Annotated in this window: 16 protein-coding genes; 11 read left to right on the plus strand and 5 right to left on the minus strand. The window is 66.3% G+C overall.

The genetic code is table 11. The annotated features are described in order from the left end of the window. Positions 1-131: 131 nt before the first annotated feature. The 4 genes from HY57_RS00950 to HY57_RS00965 all read left to right on the plus strand — a co-directional run bounded on the left by HY57_RS00950 (position 132) and on the right by HY57_RS00965 (position 5393). Entirely contained in the window at positions 132-2441 is a 2310-nt protein-coding gene (locus tag HY57_RS00950; RefSeq protein ID WP_019466482.1) for a TonB-dependent receptor, read from the plus strand. 19 nt (positions 2442-2460) lie between these two features. Continuing rightward, a complete protein-coding gene (locus HY57_RS00955) occupies positions 2461-3174 on the plus strand; it encodes a phosphatase PAP2 family protein (protein ID WP_019466481.1) in 714 nt (237 codons plus the stop codon). A 165-nt stretch (positions 3175-3339) separates the two neighbouring features. Further along, the gene (locus HY57_RS00960) at positions 3340-4005 is read left to right on the plus strand and encodes a response regulator (protein ID WP_019466480.1); all 666 of its coding nucleotides are present in this window, start codon (positions 3340-3342) and stop codon (positions 4003-4005) included. Then, positions 4002-5393 (plus strand): sensor histidine kinase, encoded by a 1392-nt coding sequence (locus HY57_RS00965; protein ID WP_019466479.1) that lies wholly within the window; start codon positions 4002-4004, stop codon positions 5391-5393. The genes HY57_RS00960 and HY57_RS00965 overlap by 4 nt, the downstream gene beginning before the upstream one ends. Positions 5394-5775: 382 nt before the next feature. Here the strand turns inward: HY57_RS00965 and HY57_RS00970 are convergent, their stop codons facing one another. The 3 genes from HY57_RS00970 to HY57_RS00980 are packed head-to-tail and all read right to left on the minus strand — an operon-like array spanning position 5776 to position 8405. After that, positions 5776-7095, minus strand: a complete 1320-nt coding sequence (locus HY57_RS00970) for a sensor histidine kinase (RefSeq protein WP_019466478.1) — start codon at positions 7093-7095, stop codon at positions 5776-5778. Then, positions 7092-7832: a response regulator gene (locus HY57_RS00975; RefSeq protein ID WP_019466477.1), complete on the minus strand. Its 741-nt coding sequence runs from the start codon at positions 7830-7832 to the stop codon at positions 7092-7094. Before HY57_RS00975 ends, HY57_RS00970 begins: the two co-directional genes overlap by 4 nt. 30 nt (positions 7833-7862) lie before the next feature. Further along, positions 7863-8405, minus strand: a complete 543-nt coding sequence (locus HY57_RS00980; protein ID WP_019466476.1) for a redoxin domain-containing protein — start codon at positions 8403-8405, stop codon at positions 7863-7865. A 295-nt stretch (positions 8406-8700) separates the two neighbouring features. Here HY57_RS00980 and HY57_RS00985 point away from each other — a divergent pair, with 295 nt between their 5' ends. Together HY57_RS00985 and HY57_RS00990 are read left to right on the plus strand one after the other, a co-directional pair. Then, a complete protein-coding gene (locus HY57_RS00985) occupies positions 8701-9114 on the plus strand; it encodes an organic hydroperoxide resistance protein (RefSeq protein ID WP_019466475.1) in 414 nt (137 codons plus the stop codon). Between the two features lie 34 nt (positions 9115-9148). Continuing rightward, entirely contained in the window at positions 9149-9439 is a 291-nt protein-coding gene (locus tag HY57_RS00990) for a hypothetical protein (protein ID WP_019466474.1), read from the plus strand. A 44-nt stretch (positions 9440-9483) separates the two neighbouring features. Here HY57_RS00990 and HY57_RS00995 read toward each other — a convergent pair whose 3' ends face one another. Next, positions 9484-10227, minus strand: coding sequence for a DUF2182 domain-containing protein (locus HY57_RS00995; protein WP_019466473.1), 744 nt, complete (start codon positions 10225-10227; stop codon positions 9484-9486). Between the two features lie 105 nt (positions 10228-10332). Next, positions 10333-11097 carry a DUF899 domain-containing protein gene (locus HY57_RS01000; RefSeq protein ID WP_019466472.1) on the minus strand — a complete coding sequence of 255 codons (765 nt, stop codon included), beginning with the start codon at positions 11095-11097 and terminating at the stop codon, positions 10333-10335. 124 nt (positions 11098-11221) lie between these two features. On the opposite strand from HY57_RS01000, the gene HY57_RS01005 reads away from it, so the two are divergent. The 5 genes from HY57_RS01005 to HY57_RS01025 all read left to right on the plus strand — a co-directional run bounded on the left by HY57_RS01005 (position 11222) and on the right by HY57_RS01025 (position 20052). Next, positions 11222-12442, plus strand: a complete 1221-nt coding sequence (locus HY57_RS01005) for a hypothetical protein (protein WP_019466471.1) — start codon at positions 11222-11224, stop codon at positions 12440-12442. Between the two features lie 9 nt (positions 12443-12451). Beyond that, on the plus strand, positions 12452-13084 hold the full coding sequence (locus tag HY57_RS01010; protein WP_019466470.1) for a hypothetical protein: 633 nt from the start codon (positions 12452-12454) through the stop codon (positions 13082-13084). Between the two features lie 192 nt (positions 13085-13276). After that, positions 13277-14329, plus strand: coding sequence for a glucokinase (locus HY57_RS01015; RefSeq protein ID WP_019466469.1), 1053 nt, complete (start codon positions 13277-13279; stop codon positions 14327-14329). Beyond that, the gene (locus HY57_RS01020) at positions 14326-16662 is read left to right on the plus strand and encodes a beta-N-acetylhexosaminidase (protein ID WP_019466468.1); all 2337 of its coding nucleotides are present in this window, start codon (positions 14326-14328) and stop codon (positions 16660-16662) included. The genes HY57_RS01015 and HY57_RS01020 overlap by 4 nt, the downstream gene beginning before the upstream one ends. A 192-nt stretch (positions 16663-16854) precedes the next feature. Beyond that, positions 16855-20052, plus strand: a complete 3198-nt coding sequence (locus tag HY57_RS01025; protein WP_019466467.1) for a TonB-dependent receptor — start codon at positions 16855-16857, stop codon at positions 20050-20052. Positions 20053-20139 lie beyond the last annotated feature (87 nt).

The raw sequence follows: 20139 nt of genomic DNA on the forward strand, positions 1-20139 counted from the left end.
GCGGTCTTAGAGCCATGGCCTGCCTAAGACGGCGCTAAGCAAACCGCCGGCGCGCATCACCCGTGTGAAACAGAACTGTCAAATCGTAAATTCACGCTAGCGCACTGAATCCAGCCACTGCGTAGCCCACCATGTCCATCGCCTCCCGCCGGCGCTTCGACGCGTCGCACCCCGTCCTGCGCCCGATTTCCAGCGCGATCGCCCTTGCCCTGCTCGCCAGCTTGTCGTTCGGCATGCCGGCACACGCCACCGACACCGACGCGTCCACGGCCGCCACGGCGGCGGACGCTTCGACGTCCAAAGCCAACGCCAACGCACTGAAGGCCCCCAAGGAGCTGGAAGAAGTCGAAGTACGCGGCACGGCCACCCAGTCCGCCATCACGCAGGCGCCAACGCAGGCCGACCTGACCATCACCCAGCCGCAGTCCATCATCGGCCTGGACTGGATCAGCAACCACGTCGCGCCGACCGCCGACTACGCCACCATCGCCGCGATCGCGCCGGGCGTCACCAACGTGAGCACCGCCGGCCCCGGCCTGGGCGAGTCCAAGCAGATGACGCTGCGGGGCTTCAACGACAACCAGTACAACGTCACCTACGACGGCATTCCGTTCGGCGACACCAACGATTTCAGTCACCACACCAGCAGCTACTTCCCGGCCAAGATGCTCGGCCAGGTGCTGATCGACCGTGGCCCGGGCAATGCCAGCACCATCGGCGAAGCGACCTTCGGCGGTACCGTGGCGCTGAGCTCGAAGGATCCGACCGACAGCTTCTCGTTCATTCCCACGCAGAGCTTCGGCAGCTACAGCACCTCGCTCACCCACCTGGAAGTGAACTCGGGCAAGCTCGATGACCTGGGCGGCGGCAAGCTCATCGCCAGCGCGCAGTACATCAGCACCGATACCGCCAAGACCGACGGCGACATGTCGCGCAAGACCGGCTACATCAAGTACGTGCAGCCGATCGGCGACAGCACCGAGATCACCTTCCTCAGCAACTACAACGACATCCGCTTCAACAACCCCAACCTCAGCTCGCTGACGCTGCAGCAGATCCAGCAGCTTGGCCGCAACTTCGGCCTCAACGACGACCGCACCAGCACCAACTGCGCCTGCTACAACTACCAGTCCAAGCAGACCGACCTGGAATACCTGGGCGTGCACAGCCTGCTGTCGCAGACCTGGTCGCTGGACAACAAGGTCTATACGTACGCCTACGACAACACCAGCCACGAGAGCCCATACGTGGGCACCAAGGCCTCGCCCACCAACATGGGCGGTTACATCAAGATCAACAACTACCGCGCCTGGGGCGACGTGCTGCAGCTGGTGCACGCCGACGACCACGGCCAGTTCCGCACCGGCGGCTGGTACGAGTTCACCGACAACAACCGCAGCAGCATCGCCATCGACTACGGCCGCGGCGGCGCCGTGGACGTGAAGCCGGGTGCATCCACCTTCGGCACGTTCAACAGCAAGGGCGTGTACAGCGGCCCGTACAAGTACACGATGACCGACCAGCTGCACACCGGCCAGCTCTATGCGGAATACGAGTGGTACGCCTATGACGGCCTGAGCGTTACCCCGGGCGTGAAGTATTTCAACGTCAGCCGCGACATCGAGGCGCCGATCAACCAGGGCACCAAGACCCCGCTCAACTACAAGCAGAGCTGGGACAAGACGCTGGGCTACCTCACGGCCAACTACCTGGTGCGCGAGGACTGGAGCATCTACGCCACCGCCGCGCAGGGCTTCCTGACGCCGAACCTCAACCAGTTCTACGTGCCCGCCCCGACCGCCAACAACACGCACCCCACGCAGACCATGAACTACCAGTTCGGCACGGTCTACAAGACCGACCGCTTCAACGCGGACGCCGACGTGTACTTCATCAACTACAAGAACTACCAGTTCTCCACCAATGTGCCCGGCACCACCGAACCGGTGTACTACCTGGCCAAGGGCGCCTACATCAAGGGCATCGAGGGCGAAGCCACCTACTACGTCGGCTACGGCACCAGCGTGTTTGCCAACGCCTCGCTTCAGGACGCCTATTTCAAGGGCTCCAGCCTCGACATGCCGAACGTGCCGAACCGCACCGCGGCGCTTGGCGTGATGTACGAGAACAATGGCTTCTTCGCCTCGCTGTACGACAAGTACTCCGGCAGCCAGAAGGCGTACAACTCCAGCTTCAATCCCGACGTCGCCTCCTCCGTGACCTCCACCATCGGCACCGGCGGCTACTGGCAGGCGGCGATGAGCCTGGGCTACGGCCAGAACCTCACCGGCTCCTTCATCAAGAGCTACAAGGTGCGCCTGCAGGTGGACAACCTTTTCGACGCGCACAACCTGGTGATCAACTCGGTGAGCGGCAACGTGGGCTCATACTACGTGCTGCCGGGCCGCAGCTGGTTCGCCTCGGTTTCGCTGGCACTCTGACGGACGAGGCGATCACTTGATGTCCAGGCATACGTTCCTCGCCCTGCTCCTGCTCGCACCGTCGCTGGCATCTGCCAGCGATGCACCGGCCCACACCTACCTCAGCGCGGCACAGGTCAACGCCGTGATGGCCGCCCTGCCCGCGCCCAGCGCGCCGGGCAGCGCGGAAGACAAGGCCGACTACGCCGCCACCGACCGTGCCTTTGCCGATCGCTCGGCGGCGGACTTCGCGCAGGCCAAGCAGGAAGAGAAGTTCAACGCGTTCGACTTCGCCCCGGTGATCGGCCCCGGCTTCCGCGCGGACCAGCTCCCGCACGTGGCCGCGCTGTTCAAGGAAGCGGAGGAAGAGACCAAGGAGGCGGTGGATCTTTCCAAGAACCACTGGAAGCGCCCGCGTCCCTGTCCGCCCGCTTCCGACTGCGCCAGCAACCCGGAAAAAGCCGCGAAGAAGAGTTACGGCTACCCCAGCGGCCATTCCAGCCGCGCCACGGTGGATGCCGTCCTGCTCGCCCAGCTGTTCCCGCAGGACGCGGATGCGCTGATGCAACACGCCCGCGACATCGGCTGGCGTCGCGTGGTGAAGGGCGTGCACACCTTGCAGGATATCTATGCGGGACGGGAATTCGGTCAGGCCCTGGCCACCGACATGCTCGCCTCGCCCACCATGCAACACGATCTGGCGGCGGCCCGCGAGGAACTGCGTGCCGCCGGTTTGGCTCCGAAGACACCGTAAGCCCCCGGGGGATCGATCGATCCCCCAACCCTCCCTCAAGTCTGCATGGAGCACGCCCAAGGACGGGCACCTTTTTCCCGGGACGGTAACAAAACGGAAAGACAATGGACGGCGGGTTCCGGGTTTCTCCTGTGGCCTGCTGTTCTCGTACCCAAGGGGCACAAGGTGCACATCATCCTGGTGGAAGACGATCTGGAGCTGGGCGAGGCCATCCAGCGGGCGCTTGAGCGCCTGTCGTACACGGTGACCTGGCTTACCGACGGCACGGACGCCATTGCGACGATGCAGGCCAAGGCGGCCGACCTGGTGCTGCTCGATCTCGGCCTGCCGGGCAAGGACGGCCTGGACATCCTCACCGAGGCGCGCAACGCGGACATCCGCACGCCGGTGCTCATTCTCACCGCGCGCGACGCGGTGCAGGCACGCGTGCACGGCCTTGACGCCGGTGCCGACGATTACCTGACCAAGCCCTTCCACCTCGACGAGCTCGGCGCGCGCATCCGCTCGCTCACCCGCCGCATGCAGGGGCTGGCCGCCAACCGTATCGAAGCCGGTGCGCTGTGCCTGGACCTGGGCACGCTGGAAGTGACCTTCCACGGCAACAAGGTCGAGGTCACGCGGCGCGAGTTGTCGCTGCTGCAGGCGTTGATGGAACGCGCCGGCCGCGTCGTGCGCCGCGACACGCTGGAAAGCTCGCTGTACGGCGGCGAGAAAGTAGTGACCGACGGCGCCATCGACGTGCTCGTGCACTCGCTGCGCCGCAAGCTGAGCTTCGACACCATCCAGAACGTGCGCGCATTCGGCTACATGATTCCCCGGGACGCCCGGTGAAACCCACCAGCCTGCGCGGCCGCCTGCGCTGGATGATCATCGCGCTGTTGCTGCTGTTCTTGTTGCCGCTCGCGTTCTACAGCTTCTACCGCACCAGCGACGAAATGGCGGTGCTGTCCGACGCGCGCCTCGCCGAGGCGGCCCACACCGTGGCCGCACTGATCCGCCAGTCCGGCCTGCAGGCCTTCGCCAATAGCGACGGCATCATCGTGCCGGTGCAGAAGAAAAGCGTGCTGGCAGCGCAAGGCGAAGTCGCCACGCACGAGTCGGAAGTGGGTTTCCAGGTGTTCGACCGCCAGGGCAAGCTGGTGCTCGGCACGGTCAACCTGATGACGCTGCCGGCCACGCCGGACGACCGCTCCGCCTACCACGACCTGAAGAAGCAGCACCACGTGTGGCGCGTGTTCAACTACGTCGATTCGCAGAGCCAGTACGTGATACGCACGGCTGACCGCTACGACAGCCGCGAAAACATCGTGCATACGCTATGGGTGGACCACGGCGCGCCATTCCTGCTCGGCCTGCCCGTGCTCGCGCTGCTGGTGGGCTGGGCCGTGGGCCGGGGGCTGCGCCCGCTGGCCAGCCTGACCACGGCATTGTCCGCGCGCGAGCCCGGCAGCCGCGAGCGCATCGTATTGCCCGACGCGCCGCGCGAACTGCGCCCCGTGCTGGGCGCGCTCAACGAGCAGCTCGCCCGGCAGGAAGACGCGATCGAACGCGAGCGGCGCTTCAGCGCCGACGTAGCGCATGAATTGCGCACACCGCTGGCCTCCATCCTGCTCAACCTGGAAAGCGCCATGGAGACCGTCGACCCCGACGAGATCCACGACAGCCTGGCCGGCGCGCACCACAGCGTCGCCACGCTCAGCCGACGCGTGGAGCAACTGCTCACGCTGGCAAGGCTGGAAGCCGGCGCCGCCTCCACCCGATTCGAAGCGGTCGACCTCAACGACGTCGCGGACGGCGTGGTGAAGGAACTTTCGCCCGTCATCCAGCGTCGTGGCGTCGAACTGGGCTTCGCGCAGCAGGATGGCCAGGTACTGGTGCAGGGCTACGCGCCGGCACTCGTCGCGCTGCTGCGCAACCTGCTGGAAAACTCGCTGCGCTACGTGCCGGCCGGCGGCCGCATCCAGCTCGCCGTGGCGCAAGGCCGGCAGGAGGCCACGCTGGAAGTCATCGACAACGGCCCGGGCATTCCCGCCGAACGTCGCCACGCCGTGTTTGCACGCTTCCATCGCGAAGCCGGCACCCGCGGCGAAGGCTACGGCCTGGGCCTGTCCATCGTCACCCGCGCCGCCAGCCTGCACCGCGCCAGCATCGAGCTGCTCGATTCGCCGCTGGGTAGGGGGTTGCGCGTGCGGGTGTCGATACCGCTGTCGTATCCCTAGGTTTGCAGGAAGCCATCGGAAGAACGGAAGCGATGAAAAGAGCGATGCGTCATTCCGGCGTAGGCCGGAATCCAGTGGCATCATTGTCCGGTTCTCGCGGGATGCTGGCCCACTGAAAAGCCATCCGCGTCGCGCTTAGAACCAAACGCACCAGCCACTGGATTCCGGCCTGCGCCGGAATGACGAGCTTGACTCGCCTCTCGTACGCGGGCAGCGCGTGCGGGTGTCGATACCGCTGTCGTGTCCCTAGGTTTGCAGGAAGCCATCGGAAGAACCGCAGCGATGAAAAGAGCGATGCGTCATTCCGGCTTAGGCCGGAATGACGAGCTTGAGGTGGCCCAGCGTCTCCCTGGTGGTCGCCAGTCGGCGCCGCGAAGCCAGCTCACGGCAACGTAATCACCGCCTGCAAGCCGCCACCCTCGCGGTTGGCCAGCTGCAGGTGGCCTCCGATGGAAGCGATAAGTTGCGCACCGATGGCGAGCCCAAGGCCCGCGCCACCGGTATCGCGGTTGCGCGAGGATTCCAGGCGATAGAACGGCTGCAGCACCTGTTCGAGTTCACCTTCGGGAATACCGGGGCCGCGGTCGGACACGGTGATCACCAGCGCGCCGCCGGTCCCACGCTGCAAGGCCAGTTCCGCCGCACCGCCGTACTTGATCGCGTTGTCGACCAGGTTCACCAGCACGCGCCGCAGCGCCTGCGGGCGAACGGTGGCGGTGGCATCGACGGTGGCGGTCATGCTGACGGGCTGGCCGACGTCCTGGTAGTCGAACACCAGGCTTTCCAGGAAGGCGCCCACGTCCATCTTCACCGGCTTCTCCGCGTCGCCGTGCGCGCTGCGCGCGTAGGCGACGCCTTCCTTCACCAGATGCTGCAGTTCCTGCAGGTCGTCAAGGATGCGCTGCTGCTCGGGCGATTCGTCCAGCGCTTCGACACGCAGGCGCATGCGGGTAATGGGGGTCTGCAGGTCGTGGGAGATGGCGGCAAGAATATGCAGCCGCTCCTTGAGGTGCCTGGCGATGCGGTCCTGCATGGTGTTGAAGGCTTTCGCCGCGCGCGCGACTTCGGTGGGGCCGTCCTGCGCGACGCGTGGGCCGTTGGCGGTAGGCGTCATCGCGTCCGCCGCTTCCGCCAGGGTCGCCAGTGGCCGCGTCGCCAGCCTTACCGCCAGCCACGTGCACACCAGCAGCAGGATCACCTGCAGCGTGAAGACAAAGGGCAGCCACGTCGCCAGCGGTTTCATGTACGGCGTGATCTGCAAGGTCAGCGGCGAGCCGTCGCGCAGGGTGAAGTGAACCTGATACCGCTCCGGCGACAGGGAAAGGGTGTTGCCGTAGACACGGTAGTCCGGGCCAACCTCTTTCGCGATCAGGGCCAGCACGTCGCGCGAACGCTGCGTGGCGAGGCGGTCGCCCGGTTCGCCGTTGCCGAGAATGTAGAAATAGTTGTCGCGCGCCAACCGCGTAAGCCAGCGCGAACGTTCGGCCGCAGGCAGCCGGTCGATCACCGCGACCGAGGTGCCCACGTCGTGCTCCAGCGTGTTGAACATCACCGCCGTCGCGGACTGCACGCGCTCCAGGTAGAGCAGCGCGAACGACAAGCCCTGCGCCAGCATCAGCCCCGCAAAGATGATCAGGTACAGCCGCGACGCCATGCTGCGCGGCAACCAGCGGCGTGCGATAGCCGGCGCGTCGGCGCTCATGGCTGCCCGCTGTTGAGGATCACCGGCATCGAGAACACGTAGCCCTCACTGCGCACGGTCTTGATGTAGGTCTGCTCGCGCGCGCCATCCTGCAGGCGTTGGCGCAGGCGGCTCACCAGCAGGTCGATGGAACGGTCGAACAGCTCCGCGTCACGCCCTTGCGTGAGGTTGAGCAGCTGGTCGCGCGACAGCACGCGCTGCGGGTGGTCAAGGAACACGCGCAGCAGCCGAAACTCCGCGCCGCTCAGCGAGACCACGGTGCCGTCCTCGTCCAGCAGGTGGCGTGCGGTGGTATCCAGCCGCCAGCGGCCGAAGGCGATGACGTCGCTGCTTTCGGTGACACGCAGGTTGGGCGGCAGCATGCGCGTGCGGCGGATCACCGCCTTGATGCGCGCCAGCAGTTCGCGCGGCGAGAAGGGTTTGGTGACGTAGTCGTCCGCGCCCATTTCCAGGCCGATGATGCGGTCGGTTTCGTCGTCGCGCGCGGTCAGCAGCACGACCGGCACGTGCTTGTGCTTGCCGGCGCGCAGCGTGCGGCACAGCACCAGTCCGTCGTCGCCCGGCATCATGATGTCGAGCACGACCAGGTCGAACGCCGAGGTATCGAGCTGCGCGAACATCTCGCGGCCATCGGCGGCGCCGCTGGCGCGCAGGCCGTTCTTGCGCAGGTAGTCCACGATGCCCGTGCGGATGCCGTGATCGTCATCGACGACGAGGATATGGTCGACGTGTTCCATGCTTTCTCCGGTGGGGTGCGAACCCGCGCGTCAGGCCTTGCCGAGCAGTTCGCGCACTTTCGCTTCGGTCTGATCGTAGTCTCCCTCGCCGACATGGCGATAGACCACATGGCCATCGCGGTCGATCAGGTAGATGGCCGGCCAGAAGCGGTTGCCGTAAGCGTTCCAGATGCGGTTGTCGTTATCCACCGCCACCGGGTAGCGGATGCCCAGCGTGCGGATGGCCTGGCGCAGGCTGAACACGTCGTGCTCTTCCTCGTACTCGGGCGTGTGCACGCCGACCACCACCAGTCCGTCACCGGCGTAACGGTCGTACAGCGCCTTGGTATGCGGCAGCACGTGCAGGCAGTTGATGCATTCGCGCGTCCAGAATTCGACCAGCACGACCTTGCCGTGCAGGTCCTGCGTGGTGAGCGGGGGCGAATTGAGCCATTGCGTGGCCCCGTCGAATCCCGGTGCCGGCGCGTCGACCCACGGGGTCTGGGCGTTGGCATCCAGCCAGGATCCGGGCCAGGCGGCGCAAAGGGCTGCACTGAAAGCCGCGGCAGCAACGACAAGATGCAGGAATTTCATCGAAGGAGTCTCCAGGACAGGGGCAGCGGCCTGAATGCCGCCGACGCAGGCATTGGAACAACCCCGTTTGTACCGCGCGTGTCCCCCGCCCAGGCTTTTTGTATCGCTTTGTATCCGTCGCCCGGAGTCATCCTGGGACTGGCGCAGCCCGGTGTGTAACGGAATGTATCGCCCTGACCGCGCGACACGTTTCCATGCCATCGGGCACCCCGCGGGACACATCGACGATACGCGCCCGGCGTCTCCTTGGCACACCGGCTGATCCACAGCCATGCCAACCCAGGAGATTCCACCCATGTCCGCTTCCAGCATCCTCTACACCGGCAAGACCACCACCACCGGCGGCCGCGAAGGCCGCTCCACCAGCGACGACGGCCAGCTCGACCTCAAGCTCTCCACGCCCGGCGCCAACCTGCCCGGCACGAATCCCGAGCAGTTGTTCGGCGCCGGCTGGTCCGCCTGCTTCACCGGCGCCATGCGCCACGCGGCCCGTGCCGGCAAGATCGACTTCCCGGCCGACACCACCGTGAGTGCGGAGATCGACCTGGGCCTTGGCGCCGACGGCTACTTCCTGCAGGCACGCCTGACGGTGTCGCTGCCGGGCCTGGACCGCGAAACCGCCCAGCAACTGATCGACGCCGCCCACCAGACCTGCCCGTACTCCAAGGCGACGCGCGGAAACATCGACGTTGCGATCACCCTCGCCTGATCCGCCTGCCCGACATCCTCTTTGGAAATCCACCATGGCACTCATACGCACCACACTCGGCGCCGCGCTGGTCTTCGGCCTTGCCGTCTTTACTGCCCAGGGGCATGACATGGGAGCAAAGCCGCGCACGTTGGCAGCTCCCTCCGCGATACCGGCGGTGGATGCACCAGCATCCGCCTCGGCCACGCCGTCGACGGATGGCGTGTCGTATCCGGCATCGTCCTCGCATGGCGAGGCGCACGTTGAAGGCGACAGCCGGGTCAATGGTCGTTCTGACTGGGATGTCGACTACCCGTCGCAGCTGGCGCCGCAGGCCTTGCACTGAGCCTACGCACGCGTCGCAGGACGCCTGACGTCGCCCCGGCGGCGTCAGGCGGCACCGAGGGCGCGCAGAACCAGCAGCAGGCCGGCCATCACCGCGGTGGCACCGATGGTCCTCACCATCGGCGTGGCCGCGGACACCAGCCGTTCGGCAGTGATGGCCAGGGTGACGAGCATCATGGCGCGCAGGTTCATGACACCCCATGCAAGCAGGATCGAGGTAAGGCCGGCACAGCAATACACGCAATGCAGGCCGTGGCGAAGACCATGTCGCCATGCCGCACCGGCATTCGCCGGTACGCGCTCCGGCTCACGGCGGCAACATGCGAGGCTGTGGCTCTTCCATCGGGTGAACTGCAGCGCACCGGCGAGCAACACGACCACGCCCACTCCCAATGGCACCTCACGCGCCAGGGCCGGCATCGCCATCTCGAACGATGCCAGTGCGGCACCCACTGAAAACACCAACGCGCCAAGCGCCGCCCAGACAACGAAGTACCCCACGCCCACGATCATCGCGAGCCAGGCCGGACTCGCCGCACCATGGCCGCTGACGCCCTGGTGGCAACGCCACAGCACGGGTGCCAGCGACGGCAGCATCATCGCGATCATCATCACCGTCCACATGCCGAGGAAGGACAGCGCGGCGCCCCACCACGACGGCTCCCCCATTGGCATCCACATCATCGACAGGGTCCAGCCGCCGGGCATCGGCATGTCATCCATCGACGGCATCGAGGTGCACCACGCCACAGTCATCGCCGTGCTGGCGGCAAAGAGCAGCGTCAGCACAGTAAGGAAGGCCCTGGGGAGGCTTCGGCCAACGGTCGTGTCCTGGGATGTCTGCGCATGCATGGCGGCGCGCCTCGCTGTCGGTCCAACGCAACGGTGTGTCGATCAAATCCGGTCGTACTCGTCGTGGCGGCGCCACCAGATACCCGACTCGTTGCGCCCCAGCGGCGCCCGGTCCAGCCACTGGTACATGCCCCACACGCCATCCACGCCACGCGCATAGGAGGAGTACGTGTGATAGACCACGCCGTCGTTGAGCACGAAGGCGCTCAGTCCCGGGCGATCGCGTGAGTAGGTCGGCGCATCGGTGCCGCAAGAGGCCGCAAAGTACGCGACGGGCTCCGGCGTGGGAGTGGCGTCCATCGCATGTCCGCCGCGCTCGAAGTTGTATTCGATGTCGCCCTTGCGCTGCTGTTCTTCGGTAAAGGACACGTTGAAGTCGAAGTTGAACTCGCCCTCGACCGACGACGCCCACGGAAAGCTCCATCCCATCCGCCGTCGGTAAGCCTGCAACTTCGGCAGCGGCGCGCGCGACACCGCCCAGAACGCGACATCGTGATGTTCCAGATGTGCGACGTTGCCGTTGAAGCCATCGGCCACCGCCGAACAGGACGGGCAACCTGCCTTGTAATCGGGCCCGAACATGAAGTGATAGACCAGCAATTGCGAGCGGCCGCGGAAAAGATCCTCCAGCGTGGCCGGGCCCTGGTCGGTGTCGAAGCGATACGTCTTGTCGACGCGCACCCAGGGCAAGGCCTGGCGCTGACGGGCCAGCTCGTCGCCGCGCCGCGTGTGTTCCTTCTCCGCCTTCAGCAGCGCCATGCGCGCTTTCAGCCATTCCTCGCGGGTACCCGTGGTATGTGCATTCATGGTCGGTCTCCTTCGGTCAGGTGTGGTGTGCGCCGGTGTTGCTGTGACGCACCCGTGATGGGGCGTGGGATAGACTGCCGCCGTCCGACCGGACGCAGGGAGTGACAAGTGTGTCGGGATTCCGATGGACTCGCTGATTACCGCCGCCGCCCGCGCGCTTGCCGCCGGTGATCCGCTGGGAGCGCTGAACCGGGTCGCGCTGCGTGACGATCCGCAGGCACTCGCGCTCCGTGGCATCGCCATGGCGCAGCTGGGCGATTTCGAGCGCGCCAGGCCGCTGCTGCGCCGGGCAGCGCGTTCGTTCGGCCCAAGGGAGCCGGTGGCGCGTGCGCGATGCGTGGTGGCCGAGGCCGAGATCGCACTCGTTTCGCGCGACCTGCGCTGGCCGACCAAGGCGCTCGAACTGGCGCAGGCCACGCTGCAGGCGCACGGTGATCGCATCAATGCCGCGCACGCGCGTTATCTCTCCCTGCGGCGCCTGCTGCTGATCGGGCGTCTGGACGAAGCCGAGCGCGCGCTTGCCTCCTCCGATGCCTCGTCGCTTCCCGCCGCGTTGCGGACCATCCACTGGCTGGCCATCGCAGGCATCGCCATGCGTCGCCTGCGCGCCACCCACGCGCGTCATGCGCTTGCGCAGGCCACGCACGATGCACGCCAGGCCGGCATACCGGCTTTGATCGCCGAAGTGGAGCATGCGTCCCGCGCATTGGCGGTGCCTGCGGCGCGCCTGTTGTCGGGCGGCATGCAGCAGCCCCTCCTGCTCGAGGAGGTCGAGGCCCTGAGCACGTCGGGACGACTCATCGTCGATGCATGCCGCCATGCGGTGTACGCGACATCCGCGCTGGTGTCGCTGGGCAGGCGCCCGGTGCTGTTCGCGCTGGCCCATGCACTGGCCGAGGCGTGGCCGGGCGACGTGTCGCGCCATGAACTTGCCGTCCGCGCGTTTCGCGCCAGGCAAGTCGACGACTCGCATCGTGCCCGCCTGCGCGTGGAGATCGGCCGGCTGCGCACGGAGCTCAGGGCACTGGCCGACGTGCGCGCCACCGAACGGGGTTTTGTGCTGAAGCCCCTGCATGCGCCCGGCGTGGCGGTGCTGGCGCAGCCCGTTGACGAGAAGCACGCCGCGCTGCTCGCCCTGCTCGCCGATGGCGAATCGTGGTCGAGTTCCGGCCTGGCGCTCGCGCTGGGCAGCAGCCAGCGCACCGTGCAGCGCGCGCTGGATGCCCTGGCGGACGCAGGCAAGGTGCAGGCCTTGGGGCGTGGCCGTTCCCGCCGCTGGATCACGCCACCCGTTCCGGGATTCACGACGACTTTGTTACTCCCAGCCCCGCTGCCCGGCGACTAGGATGGACACATGAAACGATCAGCCGCCCATATCGTCCGCGAGTACGGCCCTTTCACCGGCGTCGACCAGGTGCACGGCGTCACCTATGACGGCGAGCGCGTGTGGTTCGCCAGCGGCGACAAGCTGGTCGCACTCGATCCAGACAGCGGCATCACGCAAGGCGCGATGGACGTCGCCGCGCATGCAGGCACGGCGTTCGATGGCCGGTACCTGTTCCAGATCGCCGAGCGCCGCATCCAGAAAATCGATCCTGGCACCGGCCGCGTCCTTGCGAGCATCCCCGCACCCGGCAACGGTGGCGACTCCGGCCTCGCCTGGGCCGAAGGCACGCTGTGGGTGGGCGAATACCGCGAGCGCAAAATCCACCAGGTCGATCCCGACACGGGCGCCATCCTGCGCACTATCGAATCCAATCGCTTCGTCACGGGCGTCACCTGGGTCGACGGTGAGCTGTGGCACGCCACCTGGGAAGGCAACGAAAGCGAGCTGAGGCACATCGATGCCCGCACGGGCGAAGTGCTGGAAAAACTCGAGATGCCTGCAGGCACCGTGGTATCGGGGCTCGAATCCGACGGGCACAACACGTTTTTCTGCGGCGGCGGACAAAGCGGCAAGCTGCGCGCCGTGCGGCGCCCCCGATAGAACACGGCGCGATGCGCCAGCCGCTCCCGCCGTAACCCGCGCGACGTCGCCAGGCCCGTCCACACCCGCGCGCTCATCCTCCAGCCCTTCCACCGTCCGTTCCGGCCCATGGTGCGCCACGGCTTGACACCGGTGTCAATGTCGTTCCACGCTGATGACAGTTCCATGCGGGGGAGCGCGTTGGACGTGGCAATGGACCTTTCGGATCGACTGACGGGGATACCGGCGGCGCCGTTTCTGGCAGCCGACATCGGCGGCACGCATGCGCGCGTCGCGCTGATGCGCGCATCGCCTGACCGTGCCCGTGGCGTCGAGATGCTCGCCTGGCGCGTGTTCACCTGCGCCGGGTTCGCGGGGCTGCCCGAGCTGTTGACCGCCTTTGTCGACGCCGAAGTGCGGGCGCCGGTGAAGCACTGCGTGCTCGCCTGCGCCGGGCAGATCATGGGCAGCGAGGTGGTCAACGACAACCTGGCATGGCCCATCGACCTGAGCCGGCTGCGCCATGCGCTGGGCCTGGACGAGGTGGCCGTGCTCAACGATTTCGAGGCGCTGGCCTATGCGCTGGAAGGCCCTCTCGCCGGCAGCGGTCACCACCTGTGCGGACCCGACACGCTGTCCACCGGCCCCACCCTGGTGATCGGACCGGGCACGGGCCTTGGCGCGGCAGTGCACGTGCCCGGCCCGGGCGGCGGCCTCGTGCTGCCGACCGAAGCGGGCCAGATGGACTACGCACCGAATTCGGTGCGCGAGCGCGAGGTGCTCGCGCACCTGGCACCGCAGGGCGGCTACGTGGCGTTCGAGCACATCGTGTCTGGCCCCGGCCTGCTCACTCTCTACGCCACGCTGTGCACGCTGGATGGAGAAACGCCGACGCTGGCGACGCCCGAGGCGGTCACCCGGGCGGCGCTGGCGCGCGGCGATGCGTTGGCCGTGGAAGCCGTAAACCTGTTCTGCGCCTCGTTGGGAAGCTTCACCGGCAATCTTGCGATGGCCTTCATGGCGACGGGCGGCGTCTATCTGGCCGGCGGCTTTCTGTCCTCCATCTTCGAACTACTCAAGCGCAGCGCCTTCGAAGAGCGGTTCCTGCACGGCCGCAGCGCACGTGCCTTGCTCTCGCAGGTTCCGGTATGGGTGACGGAGCACGGTCTTCACGGCGTGCAGGGTGCGGCCCGGTGGTACCTCAGGCGCGGTGTGCCGGGAACGGTCGCACCGCCCCATGCCATGGCTGGCGAGGTCGGCGCATGAGCCACCTCGTGCGGCCGGCATGGTTCCGCTGCCTGGGCATCGCCGGTCTCCTGGCGACGGGCGTTGCCGTCGCGGCACCGGCGGCTCCCGCCTGGTCGCTGCTGCCACAGCCCGCGAAGGCCACTCCTGCCAGAACGGGCGCGTTCCGTGTCGCCGATGGCGCCGTTGTCGCGGTGCATGGTGCGGACGGCCAAACACTGCAGGCCATCGCCGAACGGTTCGTGCAGCACGTGGCCGACACCAACGGTCTGCGCCTGCACCTAGCGACGCCGGGCACGGCGCAGCCCGCGATCACGTTCGATGTGACCCCGAAGGCCGATGTCGCGGACGACGCCGGCTACCGCATCACGGTGGACGATCACGGCATCCTGGTCACGGCACGCACGCCACGCGGCGCGTTCTACGGTGGCGTCACCCTGTGGCAGCTGTTGACGCCACCGGGCTGGACGCGTGGCACGCCCGTGGAGGTGGCCCATGGCGTCATCGACGACCACCCGCGCTTTGCATGGCGCGCGCTGCTGCTCGATTCCGGTCGGCACTACCAAAGTGTCGCCGACATCAAACAGCTGATCGACTGGATGTCGCTCAACAAGCTCAATGTGCTGCTATGGCATGTGACGGAAGACCAGGGCTGGCGCCTGGAAATTTCCAAGTATCCCGAACTCACCCGGCACGGCGCATGCCGCCAGGCCGTCGGCCTCGACAGCGAACTGACCGGTGCAGCCGGCCAGCCTTACTGCGGCGTCTATACGCAGGATGAGGCGCGCGACATCGTGCGCTACGCCGCCCAACGCTATGTGGACGTGGTGCCGGAGATCGACCTGCCCGGTCACTCGCAGGCGGCCATTGCCGCCTATCCGTGGCTGGGCGTCACCGGCAAGCGTCCTGAGGTGTGGACCGACTGGGGCGTCAGCCCGTGGCTGCTCAAGCCGGATGCAAAGACCTTGCAGTTCGTCGACGACGTGCTCGACGAGGTGATGCAGCTGTTCCCTTCGCGCTACATCTCCATCGGCGGCGACGAAGCGGACAAGCAGCAGTGGAACGCCTCACCCGAGGTACAGGCGCAGAGGCACGCGCTCGGCCTGGCGAACATGGATCAGCTGCAGGGCTGGTTCACCCAGCAGGTCGCGGCACATCTCATCCAGCACGGCCGCACGCCCGTGGGCTGGGATGACGAACTGGTGGCCGGCGCAACACTGCCCGCATCGGAAGTGGTGATGTCGTGGCATGGCAACGACAACGAACGCGTGGCGCTTGCAGCGATCCAGCAAGGCCACGACGTGGTCATGACGCCGCAGGAATCGCTGTACTTCGACCACGTGCAGTCCGGGCTGCCCGACGAATGGGCCGGGCCGCCGCCCGCCGCGACGCTGCGGCAAGCCTACGACACCGTCGTGATTCCCAACGGCGCGAGCCCGGCGGAAGCCAAGCGCATCATCGGCGTGCAGGGCGGGCTCTGGACCGAGCAGATGCTCACCTTTGCGCACGACCAGCATGCGGTATTCCCGCGCATCGCGGCGCTGTCGGAACTAGGCTGGTCGCCCGCGGGCGCGCATGACTGGAACACGTTCGTGCAACGCATGCCGGCGGAGTTGGCACGCTACCGCGCACTCGGCATCGACTACACCGACAGCGCGTTCGCCCCCCGCTTCCAGGTCACCGCGGCCGCCAACGGTACATTCCGGGTGGAGCTGTCCAATCAGGCGGGATTCGGCACGATTCGCTACACCACCGATGGCACCAAGCCCACCGTTCACTCCACCCCCTATGCGCTGCCGCTTACCCTGCCGGGCAACACCAGCCTGCGCGCCGCGACCTTTGCGCCGGACGGCTTCGAACTTGCCGCGCCACGCACGCAGCGACTGGATGCAAGCACCTTGCTGAGCCGTGACGGCAGCGCGCTGGCAACCTGCTCCAGCCAGCCCGCCTCGCGGCTGGATGGCAGGCGTCCCGCGCAAGGACCGCGCCCGGTCTATGCCGTGGACATCGGCAATGCCTGCTGGTTGTGGCCGCAGGCGTCGCTGGAAGGCAGCCGGCATGTCGAGCTGACCATCGAGCAACTGACGTGGCGCTTCGGCGACGAAGCCAAGGATGCCGTGGTGCGTCCGAAGGCCAGCACAGCCGGCGAATTCGAGATCCATGTCGATACCTGCTCGGGGCCGTTGCTTGCCCGTCTGCCGCTAGTGAGCGCGGCACCGGCCAAGGGGCTGACCCGTCTTGATGCAACGCTTGCGGCGCCGGTGGGGACCGGCGTGCGCAACCTGTGCGTCTTCGCTACCGGCGATCCACGCGATGGCCAGTGGGCGTTGGCGCGAATGACGTTTTCGAAATAAGCAACAGGCGGGGCGTGCGTCCCGCGCGGCAGCACCGAACAAGCGCCCTTGGCACGCGAAGCCAGGGTCGGGGAGAACGAGAACAGGCATCACCACGGCGTGCGGATCCGCAGGCATCGCCGGGCTATACGTTTTTTTGAATTTCACGGAGCCACTGAGGTTCGGCAGGCAACACCAACGAGGTCAACGCCCATGTCCACCGCACTACGCAAGCATCCATTGTCATTTGCCATCACCGTGTCGCTGTTCGCCGTCGTGTCGACGGCGGCGGTGGCGTCGACGCCCGCCGATGCCCAGGCCAACGGGCAGGCAACGCAGGCCACCACGGCGCAGACGACAACGACGCCTTCGACGCCCGACGCCAAGAAGGCGGACGACAAGACCAGCGATACCGAAGCACAGAAGAACGCGGCCACGCTGTCGACCGTGAGCGTGTCGGGCGTGCGTGCCTCGCAGATGCGCGCCATCGATCTGAAGCGGGATGCGGCCAACATCCAGGACAGCATCACGGCGGAGAACATCGGCGCGCTGCCCGACACCACCATCACCGACTCGCTGCAGCGCGTCACCGGCGTGCAGATCAACCGCGACGCAGGCGTGGGTACCTCGGTGGACGTGCGCGGCCTGCCGCAGGTCGGCACCATGCTCAATGGCGAAGTGTTCATCACGGCGGACCAGATCGACTCGCAGCAGCCTGACTTCACCATGCTGCCGTCCACGCTGTTCCACGGTGTGGACGTGGTCAAGTCATCCACCGCCAACGAAACCGACGCCGGCATCAGCGGCGCCATCGACCTGCATACCTATCGCCCCTGGGATCTTCCCAGCGGATTCACCTACAGCTATTCCGCGAACGGCGAGCGCGGCAATACCACCAGCCACACGGGGCCCGAGGCCAACGGCCTTATCTCCTACAACGACCATGGCCGCTGGGGCTTGCTGATCTCCGCCGACTACTCCGATACCCGGCGCATGAACGCCACCGAAGGCCTGGACCAGTATGGCGTCGTGCTCAATGGCGAGAACGCCACCAGCGCCGCCAGCTACAACGGCTTCCTGAGCGCATGGAACGGCGCGCCCATTCCGTCGAGGATCGTGCAGAACCCGGACGGCAGCGTGGATGTGAATGGCGACGGCAAGTCCAACGGCGTCTTCATGGGCAGCCAGGACATCGGCATCAACGACATCATCACCCAGCGCAAGCGCAAGTCCGGCAATGCCTCGTTCCAGATGGACCTGGGCAGCGGCTTCAGCGTCACCAGCGACTATTTCTACTCGCAGCAGCGCCAGTACGACCGGAATGTCGGCATCCAGTTCAACTCCACCAACTGGCAGGGCGCCACTTACGTGCCGCTGCAATCGCGCAATACCGGCAGCCCCGCCCTCGGTGCCTACGGCACGCCCGAGCCCGGCTGGGAGGGTTCGCAGTTCTACACCACGCAGGTGTACGAGAAATGGCCGGGCGACGTGGAGTCGTACTCGCAGATCATCCAGAAGAGCTCCGTCGCCAAGAACCTCAACCTGCAGCTGGACTACGACAACGGCGGCAACTTCACGGCCAGCCTGCGCGGCATCCATGACACGGCATCCCAGTCGAACCAGGAAACCGACGTCAACATTTCCGATTCCGACGGCGCGCTGTGGCCGAACGTGCTGATGGACGGCGTCACCGTGCCGCCGGGAACCATGGTCTACCCAGCCCAGCTGGGCGGCAACCGCGTGTTCAATGCCAACGGCATTCCGCAGAACACGGTGCCGATCGTCGCGGACTTCAATGGCCGCTACATCCAGGTCAGCATGCCCTCGTCGCTGGCCGCCGATTTCGCCAACCCCAATGGCTGGACCATGAAGACGCTGGAGTCGTCCGGCGACTACGACCGCAAGGTGGCACTGAACGCGTTGCGCTTCGACGGCAAGTACGATTTCCAGGACGGCATCCAGCTCGAGTTCGGCGTGCGCAACAGCATCCGCAGCGCCGACAACAATGGCTGGACGCTGGAAACGCCGGTCTACGCCGGCATCGGGGCCAGCGATCCGAACGGATGCCTGGTGCGCTATGTCGGCGCCGACGTGGTGCTCAACAGCGGCGCCTGCACGGCGGGCAACGACCAGGGCTATTTCCGCGCGGGCCCGCTGTCCGCCATACAGATGCCCAATACCGCGGCGCCGCTGGCGAACAACTTCAAGCAGTACAACAACCTGCTCGGCTCGGGCATCAACTTCTGGGCGATCGATCCCAACGCGATGGTCAATCCGATTTCCTTCTGGAAATCGCTTTACCCCAATACCCAGGAAGTGGCGGAACCCGGCACGACATGGGCCGTGCGTTTGAAGGAGTTGTCCGGCTATCTGCAGGCGGATTTCAAGGGCGAGATCGGCAACATGCCGTACAGCGGCAACGTGGGCGTGCGCCTGATCCACACCAACCTGGACGTGACCCAGCACCTGACCGGCGCGCCGGGTTCGTACGGCGACGAGCCCGCCGACGTGGGTACTGCGCTCACCAAGCGCAGTTACCAGGACACGCTGCCGTCGGCCAACTTCTCGCTGGACATCACCGACCGCCTGAAGTGGCGACTGGCGTACTCCAAGAACATGATGCCGCTGGATCTCAGCACCTGGGCGGGTGGCCTGCAGCTGAACTACTCACTGATGGAGACGCCGCAAGGGCCGATCTTCCGCGTGTCCAACGGTACCTCCACCGGCAACCCGAACCTCAACCCGTGGCGCTCCACCAACTACGGGACGTCGCTGGAGTACTACATCAACCCCACCAGCATGCTGAGCCTTGCGCTGTTCCGCATCAACGTGGACAGCTTCATCAAGAACGGCAGCGTGACCAACTGCACCCTGCCCGACGAAGACGGCGTGGTGCGCGACCACTGCATCGTGATCACCCAGCCCGTGCAGGGTACCGGCAACAGCATCCATGGCGCGGAGTTCGATTACCGCCAGGGCTTCACCTTCCTGCCGGGCATCCTGTCCAAGACCGGCATGGAGGTGAACGGCACGTACGCGCCCAGCAATTCGGGCGAAACGGACCTGGCCGGCAAGAAGATCCCATTCCAGGACAACTCGACCAAGTCCGGCAACTTCATCCTGTGGTACCAGGACGATCACTTCCAGGCACGTGTCGCCTACAACTACCGTTCGCGGCGCGCGGTGATGGACAGTGTGGGCGGCATCACCGGCATGGAGATGTACGAAGCGCCGCAACGCTACGTGGACGCCTCGGTGTCGTACAAGTTCAGCAAGTACGCCGAGGTGTTCCTGGACGGCACCAACCTCACCAATGAGTATCAGAAGTACTACCTGGTGTGGCCCGACCAGCCGGGGCACTCGACGTTCTCCGAGCGCATGTTCATGTTGGGCGTGCGCGGCCAGTGGTAAGTCGTCGAGCCTGACGCTTCAACGTGTAGAAATGTTCGAAGCCCCTCACCGTCATTCCCGCGAACCCCGACAAGGGGGCGAGAGCGG

Source organism: Dyella japonica A8 (assembly GCF_000725385.1).
GTDB classification, from domain to species: domain Bacteria; phylum Pseudomonadota; class Gammaproteobacteria; order Xanthomonadales; family Rhodanobacteraceae; genus Dyella; species Dyella japonica_C.

What these genes read in the sequence shown, in the direction of transcription:
- HY57_RS01025 (WP_019466467.1), top strand. Translation starts at nt 16,855, where the DNA reads ATGTCCACCGCACTACGCAAGCATCCATTGTCATTTGCCATCACCGTG.
- HY57_RS01015 (WP_019466469.1), top strand. Translation starts at nt 13,277, where the DNA reads ATGGACCTTTCGGATCGACTGACGGGGATACCGGCGGCGCCGTTTCTG.
- HY57_RS00990 (WP_019466474.1), top strand. Translation starts at nt 9,149, where the DNA reads ATGGCACTCATACGCACCACACTCGGCGCCGCGCTGGTCTTCGGCCTT.
- HY57_RS00970 (WP_019466478.1), bottom strand. Translation starts at nt 7,095, where the DNA reads ATGAGCGCCGACGCGCCGGCTATCGCACGCCGCTGGTTGCCGCGCAGC.
- HY57_RS00950 (WP_019466482.1), top strand. Translation starts at nt 132, where the DNA reads ATGTCCATCGCCTCCCGCCGGCGCTTCGACGCGTCGCACCCCGTCCTG.
- HY57_RS01010 (WP_019466470.1), top strand. Translation starts at nt 12,452, where the DNA reads ATGAAACGATCAGCCGCCCATATCGTCCGCGAGTACGGCCCTTTCACC.
- HY57_RS00975 (WP_019466477.1), bottom strand. Translation starts at nt 7,832, where the DNA reads ATGGAACACGTCGACCATATCCTCGTCGTCGATGACGATCACGGCATC.
- HY57_RS01020 (WP_019466468.1), top strand. Translation starts at nt 14,326, where the DNA reads ATGAGCCACCTCGTGCGGCCGGCATGGTTCCGCTGCCTGGGCATCGCC.
- HY57_RS00985 (WP_019466475.1), top strand. Translation starts at nt 8,701, where the DNA reads ATGTCCGCTTCCAGCATCCTCTACACCGGCAAGACCACCACCACCGGC.
- HY57_RS00955 (WP_019466481.1), top strand. Translation starts at nt 2,461, where the DNA reads ATGTCCAGGCATACGTTCCTCGCCCTGCTCCTGCTCGCACCGTCGCTG.
- HY57_RS01000 (WP_019466472.1), bottom strand. Translation starts at nt 11,097, where the DNA reads ATGAATGCACATACCACGGGTACCCGCGAGGAATGGCTGAAAGCGCGC.
- HY57_RS00980 (WP_019466476.1), bottom strand. Translation starts at nt 8,405, where the DNA reads ATGAAATTCCTGCATCTTGTCGTTGCTGCCGCGGCTTTCAGTGCAGCC.
- HY57_RS01005 (WP_019466471.1), top strand. Translation starts at nt 11,222, where the DNA reads ATGGACTCGCTGATTACCGCCGCCGCCCGCGCGCTTGCCGCCGGTGAT.